At 69.2% G+C, this 14,105-nt stretch carries 18 protein-coding genes; 16 read left to right on the top strand and 2 right to left on the bottom strand.

Annotated features, from left to right (window positions below):
- Positions 1-37: 37 nt before the first annotated feature.
- The 9 genes from FFS35_RS01345 to FFS35_RS01305 are packed head-to-tail and all read left to right on the top strand — an operon-like array spanning position 38 to position 5,673.
- A complete protein-coding gene (locus FFS35_RS01345) occupies positions 38-589 on the top strand; it encodes a hypothetical protein (RefSeq protein ID WP_137785305.1) in 552 nt (183 codons plus the stop codon).
- The gene (locus FFS35_RS01340) at positions 586-774 is read left to right on the top strand and encodes a hypothetical protein (RefSeq protein WP_137785304.1); all 189 of its coding nucleotides are present in this window, start codon (positions 586-588) and stop codon (positions 772-774) included. The genes FFS35_RS01345 and FFS35_RS01340 overlap by 4 nt, the downstream gene beginning before the upstream one ends.
- Positions 771-1,163, top strand: coding sequence for a DUF3168 domain-containing protein (locus FFS35_RS01335; RefSeq protein ID WP_137785303.1), 393 nt, complete (start codon positions 771-773; stop codon positions 1,161-1,163). The genes FFS35_RS01340 and FFS35_RS01335 overlap by 4 nt, the downstream gene beginning before the upstream one ends.
- Positions 1,163-1,570, top strand: coding sequence for a phage tail protein (locus FFS35_RS01330; protein WP_137785302.1), 408 nt, complete (start codon positions 1,163-1,165; stop codon positions 1,568-1,570). Before FFS35_RS01335 ends, FFS35_RS01330 begins: the two co-directional genes overlap by 1 nt.
- The gene (locus tag FFS35_RS01325) at positions 1,567-1,881 is read left to right on the top strand and encodes a gene transfer agent family protein (RefSeq protein WP_137785301.1); all 315 of its coding nucleotides are present in this window, start codon (positions 1,567-1,569) and stop codon (positions 1,879-1,881) included. Before FFS35_RS01330 ends, FFS35_RS01325 begins: the two co-directional genes overlap by 4 nt.
- On the top strand, positions 1,878-2,075 hold the full coding sequence (locus FFS35_RS01320) for a phage tail assembly chaperone (protein ID WP_137785300.1): 198 nt from the start codon (positions 1,878-1,880) through the stop codon (positions 2,073-2,075). The genes FFS35_RS01325 and FFS35_RS01320 overlap by 4 nt, the downstream gene beginning before the upstream one ends.
- Positions 2,068-2,622 carry a tail tape measure protein gene (locus FFS35_RS01315; protein WP_137785299.1) on the top strand — a complete coding sequence of 185 codons (555 nt, stop codon included), beginning with the start codon at positions 2,068-2,070 and terminating at the stop codon, positions 2,620-2,622. Before FFS35_RS01320 ends, FFS35_RS01315 begins: the two co-directional genes overlap by 8 nt.
- A complete protein-coding gene (locus FFS35_RS01310) occupies positions 2,622-4,874 on the top strand; it encodes a DUF2460 domain-containing protein (protein WP_137785298.1) in 2,253 nt (750 codons plus the stop codon). Before FFS35_RS01315 ends, FFS35_RS01310 begins: the two co-directional genes overlap by 1 nt.
- 1 nt (position 4,875) lies before the next feature.
- Positions 4,876-5,673, top strand: coding sequence for a DUF2163 domain-containing protein (locus FFS35_RS01305; protein ID WP_137785297.1), 798 nt, complete (start codon positions 4,876-4,878; stop codon positions 5,671-5,673).
- On the opposite strand, the gene FFS35_RS20550 is transcribed toward FFS35_RS01305, so the two are convergent.
- Complete coding sequence (locus tag FFS35_RS20550) at positions 5,658-5,975, bottom strand: hypothetical protein (protein ID WP_171007461.1); 318 nt, start codon at positions 5,973-5,975, stop codon at positions 5,658-5,660. The genes FFS35_RS01305 and FFS35_RS20550 overlap by 16 nt on opposite strands.
- A gap of 88 nt (positions 5,976-6,063) precedes the next feature.
- Here FFS35_RS20550 and FFS35_RS20235 point away from each other — a divergent pair, with 88 nt between their 5' ends.
- The 6 genes from FFS35_RS20235 to FFS35_RS01275 all read left to right on the top strand — a co-directional run bounded on the left by FFS35_RS20235 (position 6,064) and on the right by FFS35_RS01275 (position 12,020).
- Positions 6,064-7,197 carry a phage tail protein gene (locus tag FFS35_RS20235; protein ID WP_249341381.1) on the top strand — a complete coding sequence of 378 codons (1,134 nt, stop codon included), beginning with the start codon at positions 6,064-6,066 and terminating at the stop codon, positions 7,195-7,197.
- Positions 7,194-8,198 carry a hypothetical protein gene (locus tag FFS35_RS20230; protein ID WP_249341380.1) on the top strand — a complete coding sequence of 335 codons (1,005 nt, stop codon included), beginning with the start codon at positions 7,194-7,196 and terminating at the stop codon, positions 8,196-8,198. The genes FFS35_RS20235 and FFS35_RS20230 overlap by 4 nt, the downstream gene beginning before the upstream one ends.
- A gap of 12 nt (positions 8,199-8,210) precedes the next feature.
- Positions 8,211-8,714, top strand: a complete 504-nt coding sequence (locus FFS35_RS01290) for a DUF2793 domain-containing protein (RefSeq protein WP_137785296.1) — start codon at positions 8,211-8,213, stop codon at positions 8,712-8,714.
- 109 nt (positions 8,715-8,823) lie between these two features.
- On the top strand, positions 8,824-9,942 hold the full coding sequence (locus FFS35_RS01285; RefSeq protein WP_137785295.1) for an OmpA family protein: 1,119 nt from the start codon (positions 8,824-8,826) through the stop codon (positions 9,940-9,942).
- A gap of 330 nt (positions 9,943-10,272) precedes the next feature.
- A complete protein-coding gene (locus FFS35_RS01280) occupies positions 10,273-11,574 on the top strand; it encodes a UDP-glucose/GDP-mannose dehydrogenase family protein (RefSeq protein ID WP_137785294.1) in 1,302 nt (433 codons plus the stop codon).
- Between the two features lie 2 nt (positions 11,575-11,576).
- Positions 11,577-12,020: a VOC family protein gene (locus tag FFS35_RS01275; RefSeq protein WP_137785293.1), complete on the top strand. Its 444-nt coding sequence runs from the start codon at positions 11,577-11,579 to the stop codon at positions 12,018-12,020.
- Here FFS35_RS01275 and FFS35_RS01270 read toward each other — a convergent pair.
- Entirely contained in the window at positions 12,003-12,716 is a 714-nt protein-coding gene (locus tag FFS35_RS01270; RefSeq protein ID WP_137785292.1) for a folate-binding protein YgfZ, read from the bottom strand. The two genes, FFS35_RS01275 and FFS35_RS01270, sit on opposite strands and share 18 nt — an antisense overlap.
- 45 nt (positions 12,717-12,761) lie before the next feature.
- Between FFS35_RS01270 and FFS35_RS01265 the strand changes: the two genes are divergently transcribed.
- A complete protein-coding gene (locus FFS35_RS01265; RefSeq protein WP_137785291.1) occupies positions 12,762-14,087 on the top strand; it encodes a dihydroorotase in 1,326 nt (441 codons plus the stop codon).
- Positions 14,088-14,105: the final 18 nt, after the last annotated feature.

Genomic DNA, 14,105 nt, shown 5'->3' with positions numbered 1-14,105 from the left:
CGACAAGAACGACCGGCGCGATGCGCCGGGCCGGCCGATGAGCGCCGCCCCGGTTCCGGCCGCCGCGGCGCAGGCGGCGGTGGCGGCGGCGCGCGAATTCCTGCGCGATTCCGGCGTGGGCGAACAGGCCTTGCTGGAACAACTGGCGGCGAGCGCCATCCTGCTCGGCGAGGCATTCACCGGCACGTTGCTGATCCGCCGCGCGGTGGACGAGGTGCTGCCGGTGTCGGCGGACTGGCGGATGCTGGCGGAAGCGCCGGTGAACGCGATCGCGCAGATCACCGGCCTGCCGGAGGAAGGCGCGCCGTTCGCGCTGCCGACGGCGGGCCATGCGATCGATATCGATGGCGACGGCCGTGGCTGGATACGCGTGAGCGCGCCGGGCAATGCGCGGCGGATCGCGGTGAACTACACCGCCGGGGTGGCGACGGACTGGGCGGCCTTGCCCGCGCCGATCGCGCAGGGCGTGGTCGCGCTGATCGCGCACCTGTTCGAGGATCGCGGGCGCGCCACCCAGCCGCCGGCGGCGGTGGCGGCGCTGTGGCGGCCGTACCGGCGGCTGCGGCTGACGACGGAGCGACGGGCATGACGCGCGCCGGCGAGATCGCGGCGCGCATCGGCAAGGCGCGCGCGCTGGTGGTCGCGGCGCGGGTGGCGGCGGCGGCGGGCGCGGCGCTGCCGGGCGTGCGGGTGGCGCGCGAGGGCGCGACCGTGACGATCACCGGGCGCGGCGTGCTCTCCCGCCTGCGCTGGCCGGGAGGGCTGGGGCGATGAGCGGGCAACAGGCGGTGCAGGCGGCGGCGGTGACGGCGCTGCGCACGGCGCTGGGCGCGGTGGCGGTGTTCGATGCGCCGCCGGTGCGCGCGGCGCCGCGCTACGTGGTGGTCGATCCGCCGCTGCTGATCGACTGGAGCACGAAGGACTGGCGCGGACGCGAGGGGCGGCTGGTCGTCTCGGCATTCGATCGCGGCGAGCGGCCGGCGTGGCTGCGCGAAGTGGCGGGCACGATCGAGGAAGCGGTGGAGGCGATGCCGCCAGACATGGGCGATGGCTGGCGCTGCGTTTCGGCGCGCCTGGTGCGGAGCCGGATCGCGCGGGCGGGCGACGATCGCTGGGCCGCGACGAGCGAGTTCACGGTACGGATCTATCGGGAGAGTGTGTGATGGCGGTGGAGAAAGGGAGCGCGTTCCTGCTCAAGGTCGGCGACGGGGGCAGCCCGGTCGCGTGGCAGACGGTCGCGGGGATGCGCACGACGCAGATGAACATCAACGGCGACGCGGTGGTCGTTACCAACAAGGGCTCGGGCGGGTGGCGCGAGCTGCTGTCCGGCGCGGGGGTGCGCAGCGTCAGCGTGTCGGCGGCGGGGGTGTTCACCGGATCGGCGGCGGAGGCGCGGGTAAAGGCCAATGCGCTGGCCGGGCTGATCGACGATTATCGCCTGACGTTCGAGGGCGGGGAGACGATGACCGGCCGGTTCCTCGTGACGCGGCTGGACTATGCCGGCGATTTCAACGGCGAGCGATCGTACACGCTGAATCTGGAAAGCTCCGGCGCGGTGGTGGCGGCATGAGCGCGCCGGCAAATCCCGCGCGCGGCGAGGCGGCGATCCGTGTGGCGGGCGAGATGCTGGCGCTGCGCCCGAGCTTCGCGGCGCTGGTGGCGGCGGAGCAGGAACTGGGGCCGCTGTTCGCGCTGGTGGAGCGCGCCGTGGCGGGCAGGCTGACGCTGGGAGAGATCGTCGCGCTGTTCTGGCACTGCCTGCGCGAGCGGCCCGAGGGGCTGACCCGCGAGCGGCTGGGCGAGGCGGTGACGGCGGGCGGGCTGGCAGCGGCGACGCCGGTGCTGAAGCTGCTGCTCGGCCAGATCCTGGCGGGAAAATGACGTTCCGCGACAGCGCCGCCCGGCTCGCCGGGCTGGCGGGGGCGGCGTTCGGCTGGTCCCCGGATACATTCTGGCGCGCAACCCCGGCGGAGCTGGGCGTGCTGGTTGGCGCGATGACCGGCGAGGCGGCGGGCGGCGATCCGCCCGATGCCGGCGCGATCGCACGATTGAGGGAGATGTTTCCCGATGGATGAGGAAATCGAACGGCTGGTGGTGAGCGTGCGCGCCGACACCGCCGGCTTCGCGCGCGACGTGGGCGCGATGCGGGGCGAACTGGAAGGGCCGCTGGCGAGCGGCGCCGATCGCGCCGGGCGCGCGATCGAGAACACGCTGCTGCGCGCGGTGCGCAGCGGCAAGCTGGGTTTCGATGATCTCAAGACGGTGGCGATGTCCGCGATGACCGAGATCGCGTCTTCGGCGCTGCGCGCGGGCATCGGGCAGATCACCGGCGGGGCGGGGCTGCTCGGCGGCCTGACGAGCCTGCTGGGATTGCCCGGCCGCGCGACCGGCGGGCCGGTATCGCCCGCGCGCGCCTATTGGGTGGGCGAGCGCGGGCCGGAACTGTTCGTGCCGACGGCGAGCGGATCGATCGCGCCAGCGGCAACGGGCGGCGGCGGGCGCGACGTGCGGGTGGCGATCACGATCAACGCCGCCGCCGATACCGCGCCGGGCGTGCTCGCGCGGTCCAGCCGGCAGGTGGCGCGCGCGGTGCGCGCCGCGCTCGAGGGGGCGGGGGACTGATGGCGCACTGGCTCTGCCGCGAACGGCGGCATCAGACGACGGGCACGATATCGCGCTTCGATCCGCGTTTCTGGACGGTGAACTTCCCGCGCCCGATGATGGCGGCGGTGACGACCATCGCGCCGGATGCGCTGCGCGTCGATTGCGCCTTCTATCGCCAGAACGATCTCGCCGGGCTGATCTGGGACGCGGAGGACCGCCACGATCACCCATTGCTGAAATATGAGACGGCGCGCGATTTCCGCGCCTGCCGGCTGTCGTTCCGCTGGCGATCCGGCGGCGTCCGCGCGCTCGACGCGATCAACGGCCCGGTGCTGACGATCGAGGGGCGCGACGCGGCGGGGCAGGCGCGTTCCTGGTACGTGCGACTGTGGAACTACGCGCAGGGCGCGCCCGAGGACGCGCGCGTCACGATCGACTTCGCCGATCTGAAAGGCGGCTTCATGCTGCCTGCAGAGGCGGATCCGGTGTGGGCGGGCGACGTGGACCGGATGTTCTTCTCGCTCGTGCCGCCGGGCTATACCGAGGCGGATGCGCCGCTCGCCGCACCGGCCGAGGGCTGGGCCGAGATCAGCGAGATCCGCTGCGACGGCGCCGGCGCGGTGATCGCGATCGGCGAGGCGGTCGTACCCGAGCACCGGCTCGGCATCGCGAGCGGCTATGACGACAGCTATAATCTGACGCCCGCGCGGCTGCTGCGAAACGCGCTGTATCTCGGGTATCGCGGAGCGATCGTTCATTACGTCGGGATGAGCCATTATTTCCGGCTCTCGGGCGGCGTGGCGAGCCTTGGCGGCGGGGCGCTCAACGTGGCGTGCGCCGCGTGGCACCGCGATTTCGCGCGGCGGGCGAAGGAGCTTGGCTACGACCTGATCTGGTCGTTGAGCTACGAACTGTTCGACGCGCATTGCCCGGAGGCGTGGAAGCAGCGCGCGGCGGATGGCGCGCCCGCGCTGACCGGATGGTCGCCGCCGTCCACCCTCCTGTCGCCCACGCATGAGGGGGCGATGGCCTATCTGCGCGCGGTGGCGGCGGCGTTCGTGGCGATCGGCACGGCGGCAGGGCTGGCGGCGAAATTCCAGGTCGGCGAGCCGTGGTGGTGGACGATGCCGGACGGGCGGCCATGCCTCTACGATGCCAGCGCCGTTGCGGCGTTCGCGCCGGTGCCGATCGCATCGATCCGGGGCGCAAAGAGCGCGGCGGAGATCGCGACGCTGGACGCTGCCGGGGCGGCGCTGGCGACGTCCACGGCGGCGCTGTGCGCGGCGGCGCGGGAAGTGGCCGCGGGGTGCGAGACATATCTGCTCGCCTATCTGCCGACGGTGCTGGATGCCGCCGCGCCCCATGCGAAGCGCGCGAACCTGCCAACGGGCTGGGCCGCGCCGGCCTTCGACGTGCTCCAGCTTGAGGATTACGACTGGGTGACGGCGGGCGATACCGCGGCCTCGCGGGAAGGCGCGCAAGCGGCGCTCACGCGGCTGGGCTATCCGCCCGAACGGCAGGAATATCTCGCTGGCTTCGTGCTGAAGACGGAGGATGCCGCGCAATGGCGGCTGATCGACGCGGCCGCCGATGCGGCGCTGCGGCGCGGCGCGCGGCGCGCGTATCTCTGGGCGCTGCCGCAGGTGATGCGCGACGGCCTGGTGCACTGGGATGAGGAGGATGATGTGACCGCGTTCGATGACGTGCTGTTCCCGCTCGCGCTGGGCCGCGAGGCGGAAGTGGCGCCGGAATTCTCCACCACGATCGTGACGAGCGCGGGCGGTAGCGAGACCCGCAACGTGGCGTGGGAGCAGGCGCGCACGCGCTACGATGTCGGGCCGGGGGTGAGAAGCGAGGCGGACATTCGCGTGCTGCTCGATTTCTTCCGCGCACGCGGCGGATCGGCGCGCGGCTTCCGCCTGCGCGATCCGTTCGACGCGGCGGCGGGCGACGAGGCGATCGGGACCGGGGACGGCGTTACGCGGCGGTTCGCGCTGGTGAAGCATTATGGCGCCACGGTGCGACGGATAACGCGGCCGGTCGCGGGGAGCGTATCGGTCAGGGTCGGTGGGGTGGCGACGGCGGCGTTCGCGCTGGAGGGCGGGGATATCGTGCTGGATGCGGCGCCGGCCGAGGGCGTTGCGATCACCGCCTCCTTCGCGTTCGACGTGCCGGTGCGTTTCGCGGAGGACCGGCTGAGCGTGACGCGCTCGACGTTTCTTGCGGGCGCCGCGCCGTCGGTGCCGCTGATCGAGATCCGGGAGGCGTGAGATGGACCGGGTGACGCATCTTGCGATCTGCTGGCGGATCGAGCGGCGCGACGGCGTGGCGATCGGGCTGACCGATCACGATCGCGACCTGGAGATCGACGGCATGGCCTATCGCGCGGCGCCGGGCATGACCCCGTCGGCGATCGTGCGCGGAGACGGCCTCGATCCCGCGACGATGGACGCGAAGGGTTCGCTTTCCAGCGCGGCGATCACCGAGCGTGACCTGATCGCGGGCCGCTGGGACGGCGCGCGCGTGGCGATCTTCGCGGTCGATCGGGTGGCACGAGGCGATGCGGTGCCGCTCGGCGAAGGGACGATCGGGGCGGTGGAGCTGGGTGGCGAGGCGTTCACCGCCGAGTTGCGCGGGGCAGCCGCGGCGCTCGATCGCCCCGCGACGGAGGCGACCTCGCCCGATTGCCGCGCCGCGCTGGGCGACCGGCGCTGCCGCGTGGCGATGGCGGGGCGGCGGCGGTTCGCACGGGTGACCGCCGCGAGCGACGAAATGCTGACGCTCGATCGGGCGGAGCCGGTGGCCGATGCCTATGGCGGGGGGCTGCTGCGCTGGTTCGGCGGGGCGAACAGCGGGTTCGAAAGCGCTGTGACCGCCTCGTCGGGCTCGACGGTGACGCTGCGCAGCCTGCCGCCGTTCGCGGTGGAAGCGGGGGCGCTGATCGAGGTGAGCGAGGGATGCGACAAGACGCTCGCCACCTGCGCGGGGCGGTTCGGCAACGCGGTGAACTTTCGCGGCGAGCCGTATCTGCCGGGGATCGACCTGCTGACGCGCTATCCGGGCGGATGACGCGCGCGGACCGCGTCGTCGCGGCGGCGCGAGCGACGGTCGGCGCGCGGTTCCGGCCGCACGGGCGCGATCCGGCGCTGGGGCTGGATTGCGTCGGCGTGGCGGGCTGGGCGCTGCGGGCCGGCGGCTACCGAGGGCAGGTGCCGGCCGGCTATGCGTTGCGATCCGGCCCGGCGGCTCTGGAAGACGCGATGCTTGCCGGGCTGGCGACCTGCCCGGGCGATGCGCCGGGCGATCTGCTGCTGTGTTGCGCCGATGGCGGGCTGCATCTCGCCATCGTCACCGACGCGGGCCTTGTTCACGCTGATGCGGGCCTGCGCCGTGTGGTCGAGCGACCGGGTGCACCGCCGTGGCCGGTGATCGGCGCGTGGCGATTGGAAGGGGAAGAAGATGGCGACTTTGGTGCTGACGGCGGTGGGCACAGTGATCGGCGGGCCGATCGGCGGCGCGATAGGCGCGCTGATCGGGCAGACGGTCGATCGGACCGTCCTGTTCAAGCCGAAGGGACGCGAGGGCCCGCGGCTGACCGAACTGGCGGTACAGACGTCGAGCTACGGCACGCAGATTCCGAAGATGTTCGGCACGATGCGGGTCGCGGGATCGGTCATCTGGGCGACTGACCTGGTGGAACATCGCGCCACCAGCGGCGGGGGGAAGGGGCGGCCGAGCGTTACAACCTATAGCTACACGGCCTCGTTCGCGGTGGCGCTGTCGGCGCGGCAGATCCTGGGCGTGCGGCGAATCTGGGCTGACGGCAAGCTGCTGCGCGGCGCGGCGGGGGACTGGAAATCCGCGACGCGCTTCCGGCTCCATCCCGGCGCGGAAGACCAGCCGGCCGATCCGCTGATCGCGAGCGCGGAGGGGAGCGCGCTGACTCCGGCGCATCGCGGCATCGCCTATGCGGTGTTCGAGGATATGGCGCTGGAGGATTTCGGGAACCGCATCCCCTCGCTAACCTTCGAGGTGCAGGCGGATGCCGGGCCGGTGACGATCGGCGGAATCGCGGCGGCGATGAGCGATGGCGTGGTGCGGGACGCGGGGGCCGCGACCGTTATCGACGGCTTCTCCGGCTATGGCGATACGGCGCGGGCAGTGGTGGAAACGCTCGGGCGGATCGGTGGCTGCCGCTTTGCGCAGGTCGGCGCGGCGACCGAGATGCGCGGGCCGGGTTCCGGGCCGGTGCTGATGATCGCCGATGACGGCGTGAAGCGATCGACGCGCGCCCGTTCGATCCGGCCGATCGAGGCGGTGCCGCAATCGGTTTCCGTCGCGCATTATGATCCCGATCGCGACTATCAGACCGGGATCCAGCGCGCGACGCGGCCCGGCGCGGGCAACCGGCACGACACCATCGATGCTCCCGTCGCGATCGGCGCGGGGGCGGCGAAGGCGATTGCGACGGCGACACTCGCCCGCGCTGAAACGGAACGTGTGGGGCGCACGGTTTCGACCGACACCTGTGCGATCGGGATCGCGCCGGGCGACCGCGTGACGATCCGGGGCGAGAGCGGGCGGTGGCGGTGACGGGCACGTCGCTGGAGGGGATGGCGACGACGCTCGAACTGGTCGCGGAGCGCGCGGCGACGCTTCCGGCGCGCGCGTCGCCCGGGCGATCGGTCGGCGCGCCGGACATGGTGGCGGGTGCTACGATCCTGCACGCTTTCGAATTGCCTGCGCTCGACGAGGCGCTGCTGACGGAACCGCGTATCCTGATCGCCGCGGCCGGAACCGGCCCGGGGTGGCGCCGGGCAGGATTGCGATACAGCCTGGACGCGGGGGCAAGCTGGATAGCGATCGGCGGCACGGCGTTGCCGGCGACGCTTGGCACGACGGTTGGCGCGGTGCCGGCCGGGCCAGTGGCGCTGATCGACCAGCGCAACGAGATCATCGTCGATCTGGCGCATGAGGATATGTCGCTGGGCGATGCGGGCGCGGGTGCGCTGGATCTTGGCGCGAATCTGGCGCTGATCGGCGACGAACTGATTCAGTTCGCGGCGGCGACACAGATCGCGCCGCGACGATGGCTGCTTCGCGGATTGTGGCGCGGGCGCCGCGGAACGGGCGCTGTTGCACATACGCCGGGCGAGCGCTTCGTGCTGATCGAGCAGGATGCCGTCGCCGCCGTTTCGGTAGCCGCATCGGTGGGGCGGACGCTCCGCGTTGCGGCCGATGCTGTCGCGGACTCGGCCGAGGCGGAGGTGCTGCTTACCGGGGCCTCGATCCTGCCGCCGTCGCCGGTGCGCATCGAGGCCGTCTCGCAGGTGGACGGCAGCGCGCTGGTGCGATGGCGGCGGCGCGGGCGCAGCGGCTGGCGCTGGCGTGACGGCGCGGAAACGCCGCTGGGCGAGGAGCGCGAACAATATCGCGTCACGATCGCGCCGGCGACGCTGCCGACCCGGACGATGACGGTAGAGGTCGCCGCGGCTTTGGTGTCCGCCGCCGAGCGCGCGGCCGGGCCGGTGTCGATCTCTGTCGCGCAGATCGGCACGAATGGCATCTCCCCCGCGGCGATCTTCAGTTTCTAAACGGAGAGAATGATGAGCGACGAACGATCGCCACGTCTCGCGCTGCCATTGTTGCAGCCGGGCCAGGCGCAGAAGGAAAACGATCACAACGAGGCTCTGGCGCTGCTCGACATCGCAACGCAGGCGTCTGTGCTTGCGGTGGCGGTGAACGCGCCGCCGGCCGATCCGGTGCCGGGCGACTGCTGGATCGTCGGCCCCTCTCCGGTGGGAGCGTGGGCAGAACACGCCGCTGCACTGGCGGCGTGGACGAGCGGCGGATGGCGGTTCCTTACACCGCAGCCGGGAATGACGGTGTGGAGCGTACCGGACAGTCTGCCCGTCCGATACGAGGCGGGCGGCTGGCGCAGCGGGGATATTCGCGGCGCGCGGCTGATGATCGAAGGCAAGCAGGTGATCGGGCCGCAGGCGGCCGCCATTCCCGATCCGACGGGCGGCGTGGTGATCGATGCACAGGCGCGCGACGCGCTGAACACGATTCTGGCAACTCTCAGGGAACACGGGATAATCGAGGTATAATTGTTGCCTTTATGCAACAACGCCCGGTTTTTGCGCGCTTGCGTGGAAACCTTCTCTTGGGTAGTGAGTTTGCGTTGTCCGTAGTGACACCATTGAGAAGGGGATTATGATGCGGAAGCTTGCCGTTGTAGTGGCACTTGCCTCCACCGCACTTGCCTCGCCGGCGCTTGCGCGCGACAAGGCGTGGTATGTTGGGGCTGATTTCGGCGGGATGCTCGTCGAAGACATCAATTATAACATCGCCAGCGCGACGCCTGCGCTGAACGGAACGTCCACCGTCAACCATCATTACGGTTGGGACGCTGACGGCGTGATCGGTTACGACTTCGGCGGCTTCCGCCTCGAGGCCGAAGTCGGTTACCGGACGGCCAACGTGGACAGCTATCAGGCTTCTGCCGGTATTCCTTATGCGGGTGGCACGCTCGCAGCCGGAACCTACAATGGCGCCGGTGGCCGCTCGACCGCACTCAGCTTCATGCTGAACGGCCTTCTGGACTTCGGCCCGGATGATGGCCTGCAGGGCTTCGTCGGCGGTGGTGCCGGTGTCGCTCGCGTGAAGAGCCGGATCGACCTGGGCACCGCAGGGTCGCCGCTGGACGATTCCGACACCGTTTTCGCATGGCAGGCTCTGGCCGGCGTTCGCGCGCCGCTGACCGACCATGTCGATGTCTCGCTGAAGTATCGCTTCTTCAACGCTGACAAGGTGAAGCTGAACGACCTCGCGGGTTCGGCTTACGACGGGCGGTTCCGGTCGCACAGCATCCTGGGCGGTCTGACCTACAACTTCGGTGAGCCGGCTGCACCGCCGCCGCCGCCGCCGCCGCCGCCGCCTCCCCCGCCGCCTCCCCCGCCGCCGCCGCCGCCGCCTGAAGTGGTGTGCTCGCCGGGTCCGTTCATCGTGTTCTTCGAGTGGGACAAGTCGGACGTTACCCCAGAGGCAGCGTCGATCCTCGACAACGCGGTCACGCAGTACCAGAGCTGCGGCAACGCGCAGGTTATGGTCGCGGGCTTCACCGACACCTCGGGTTCGGCGAAGTACAACATGGGCCTCTCGCAGCGTCGTGCAGATGCGGTGAAGGCTTACCTGACGTCGAAGTCGATCCCGGATGGGGTGATCGCGACGCAGGCATTCGGCAAGACGCACCTGCGCGTGCAGACCGCCGATGGGGTCCGCGAAGTGCAGAACCGTCGCGTGGAAATCACCTACGGCCCGGGTTCGGGTCAGTAAGGTCTTTCACAAGACAGAGAAAATCGGGAGGTCGGCATTGCCGGCCTCCCTTTTTTTGTGTGCGGCTGGACAGGAACACGGCCGGCGGGATCTAGCCGTTTACAGTTGATTGCACAGGCGCGACCGGGATCACGCGCTTGCGGGGGTATTGCCGCCAACGCCAAGCTGTCGCCATGATCTGCTTTGACCGCATCGTTTCATCGTATCGCGGCAATCGGCTGCCAAGCGGACGACGTTGCCAACCGGGCTGATGATGTGCGGTTAGAGGTGGTGTTTGCCGGTGAAGACTTTAGAGCCGCGTCGGCAACACGCCTGATGAAGGGAGTTCAGATGCGTATCACGATGATCGGCTCAGGCTATGTCGGATTGGTATCCGGCGCCTGCTTCGCCGATTTCGGCCACAGCGTCACCTGTGTCGACAAGGCTGCGGAGAAGATCGAATCCCTGCTCGCGGGCCGGATGCCTATCTACGAGCCCGGGCTCGACCAACTCGTGGCGGCCAACGTCGCGGCCGGCCGGCTCGCTTTCACGACCGACCTTGCGGCAGGGGTCGCGGGAGCTGATGCTGTCTTCATCGCGGTCGGCACGCCATCGCGTCGCGGTGATGGCCATGCGGATCTGAGCTACGTCTATGCCGCGGCCGAGGAGATTGCCCGCGCGGCGACCGGGCCGTTGGTGGTGGTAAACAAGTCAACCGTGCCGGTGGGCACGGGTGACCGGGTCGAGCATATCCTGCGTGAAACGCGCCCGGACGGCGATTTCACCGTGGTTTCAAACCCGGAATTCCTGCGTGAAGGCGCCGCGATCGGTGATTTCAAACGCCCGGACCGTATCGTGCTAGGCACCGATGACGAACGCGCCAAGGCGGTGATGCGCGAAGTGTATCGCCCGCTGTATCTGGGTGAAAGCCCGATACTCTTCACCGGGCGGCGAACAGCCGAACTCACCAAATACGCCGCCAACGCGTTTCTCGCCACGAAGATCACCTTCATCAACGAAATGGCCGACCTGTGCGAAGCAGTCGGCGCGAACGTGCAGGACGTGGCGCGCGGGATTGGGCTGGACAACCGGATCGGGCGCAAGTTCCTTCACGCCGGCCCAGGTTATGGCGGCTCTTGCTTCCCGAAAGATACGCTGGCGCTGCTCAAGACAGCGGAAGATTTCGAAAGCCCGGTGCGGATCGTCGAGGCAGTCGTTCAGGTGAATGACACGCGCAAGCGCGCAATGGGGCGCAAGGTGCTAGCGGCGCTTGGCGGGGAACCGCGCGGCAAAACGGTCGCGGTGCTCGGCCTGACATTCAAACCGAATACCGATGATATGCGGGACGCGCCGTCGATCGCGATCGTGCAAAGCCTCATTGATGCCGGCGTCAATGTCCGTGCGTTCGACCCGGAGGGCGAAGAAACCGCGAAGGCAGTGATGCCGAACATCACCTATTGCAGAGATGCATATGACGCGGCCGAGGGCGCGGATGCGGTGGCAATCGTTACCGAATGGGATGTATTCCGCGCGCTTGATCTCAAGCGGCTTGCCACAATGATGGCGGGCGCGGCGCTTGTCGATCTGCGCAATATCTATGATCGCGACGAGGCCGAGCGGGCGGGCTTCGCTTATACGGCGGTCGGACGATAGCAATGGCGCCGCCGATCGCGGGATTATTGGAAACGTCGCTCTATGTTTCCGATATGGTGCGATCGGCAGCGTTCTTCCGGGATACGCTCGGGCTGCGTATCATGATCGAGAGCGCGCGGCTAACGGCGTTCGATGCTGGGCGCGGCGGGGTGCTGCTGCTGTTCCCGCGCGGCGGCGCGACGCGCGACGTCACAACCGAAAGCGGCACGATTCCCGGCCATGACGGCGATGGGCCACTGCATATGGCGTTTGCGATTCCGGCCGATGCACTCGATCGGTGGAGGGCGCATCTTTCGGATCATCGCGTTGTAATGCGTGGCGAGATGCGCTGGCCACGTGGCGGCACCAGCGTCTATTTTGAAGACCCGGATGGTCACGTGCTCGAGCTGGCGACGCCCGGGCTGTGGCCTAATGACGAGGATCGGCGGTCAAGCGATCGCGGATGACAGCCACTCGGGAACCAGCGCGTCGCCCAGTGCCTCGACGCGGCGATGCTCGACCATCAGCCCGAGCGCGGGATAGCGGATCCGCGTCCGCTCGCTTGCGTCGCCGAGCGGGGCGACGATCAGGCGGCGGTTGACCTTGGCGCGATGATGCATGCGCGCCGTGTTTTCCTGCCCGACATAGCATCCCTTGGCAAAGCTGACGCCGTTCAACTCGCGCGCGTTGCATTCCAGCCATAGTGTCGTACCGTCGCCTAATTCGGCAACGCCTTCCGTCACGCCGCAGGAAAGGCGGTGCGCGAGCCAGCCCTCCGCCGGCGCGCCCGGCGCGGCAATCCAGCGATTGCCCAGCGCAGCCAGGCGGGGATCGGCCGTGCCTTCATTGCTGGACGCGCTCCAATGCACCGCAAGTGTCTCATCGCGGGTGATCGAGATCGCCCGGCGCAGGCGATAGACCGTCAGCCGGCGTGCCAACGCGTCCGCCTGCGTCGCCTCGCAATCGATCAGCAGATCGGCGCCGTCCTCCCAGATGATGAAATCGAACAACGCCTTTCCCTGCGGGGTCAGCAGCGCCGCCCAGACGGGGAGCGCGCCCGACACGTCATTCGTCACCAGCCCTTGCAGGAAATCACGCGCATTCTCGCCGGAAATGCGGATCACGGCGCGGTCTGGCAGCATCGTCGGGGTGGTATCGCTCATGCCGCCCAGTTAGGGATGCGCGACACGCGACGAAAGGGCTGAACGATGGCAACCTTTGATCTCCTGCTGGCGAACGGGATCGTTCATACGCCCGGCGGCCCGATCGCGGCGAATGTCGGCGTGCGGGACGGGAAGATCGCCGCGATCGGCGCGAGCGGCGATGCCGGCCGAACGATCGACTGCACCGGGCTCGATATCCTGCCCGGCGTCATAGACACACAGGTGCATTTCCGCGAGCCGGGGCTGGAGCACAAGGAAGACCTCGCCAGCGGCAGCGTCGCGGCGGTGATGGGCGGCGTGACCGGCGTGTTCGAGATGCCCAACACCAAGCCCAATACCGACAGCGCCGCAGCGATCGCGGACAAGCTCGCCCGCGCCAAGGGGCGGATGTGGTGCGACCACGCTTTCTATGTCGGCGCGACCAACCATAACGCGCGAGACCTGGCGGAACTCGAACGGCTGCCGGGGACCGCGGGCGTGAAGATCTTCATGGGCGCCTCGACCGGCGATCTGCTGGTGAGTGAGGACGCGCGGCTCGCGGAAGTGCTGGCGTCCGGCCATCGCCGCGTCGCGATCCACGCCGAGGACGAAGACCGCATGAACGCGCGCGCCGATGAGCGCATCGCGGGCGATCCTTCCAGCCATCCGGTATGGCGTGATGACGAAAGCGCGATCCTTGCCACGCGCCGCATCCTGAAGCTGGCGCGGGCGGCGCGGCGGCGCATCCATGTGCTCCACGTCACGACGCCCGCCGAGCTTGAGCTGCTTTCGCAGCACAAGGATATCGCCTCGTGCGAGGTGACGCCCCAGCATCTCACGCTCGCGGGGGAGGAGGCCTATCCGCGCCTCGGCACGCTGGCGCAGATGAACCCGCCGATCCGATCGGGCGCGCATCGCGACGGGTTGTGGCACTGGCTGAACCAGGGCGTCCCGGATGTGATCGGTTCGGATCACGCCCCGCACACACTGGAGGAAAAATCCACGCCCTACCCCGGATCGCCCAGCGGCATGCCGGGCGTGCAGACGTTGTTGCCGCTGCTCCTCGATCATGCAGTGCACGGACGGCTAACCCTACAGCGTGTGATCGAGCTGACCAGCGCGGGCGCGCAGCGTATCTTCGGCATCGAGGGCAAGGGGCGAATCGCGGCCGGCTATGACGCCGATTTCACCATCGTCGATCTGAAAAAGCGCTGGTCGGTTGAGGAGAACTGGTTGGCCTCACGCTGCGGCTGGTCGCCGTTCACCGGGATGCAGCTTACCGGCAAGGCGATCGGCACGATCATCCGCGGGACGGTGGCGATGTGGGAAGACAGCCTCGGGGAAGGCCCGCAAGGCACGCCGATCCGCTTTGAGTCGGTCGATTTCAGCTAAGTCATTCTGTCCTACATG

It is taken from the genome of Sphingomonas sp. 3P27F8 (genome assembly GCF_005502745.1).
Taxonomy (GTDB): domain Bacteria; phylum Pseudomonadota; class Alphaproteobacteria; order Sphingomonadales; family Sphingomonadaceae; genus Sphingomonas.
Note: the sequence above shows the minus strand (reverse complement) of the source record. Positions and strands in the feature narration are given on the sequence as shown.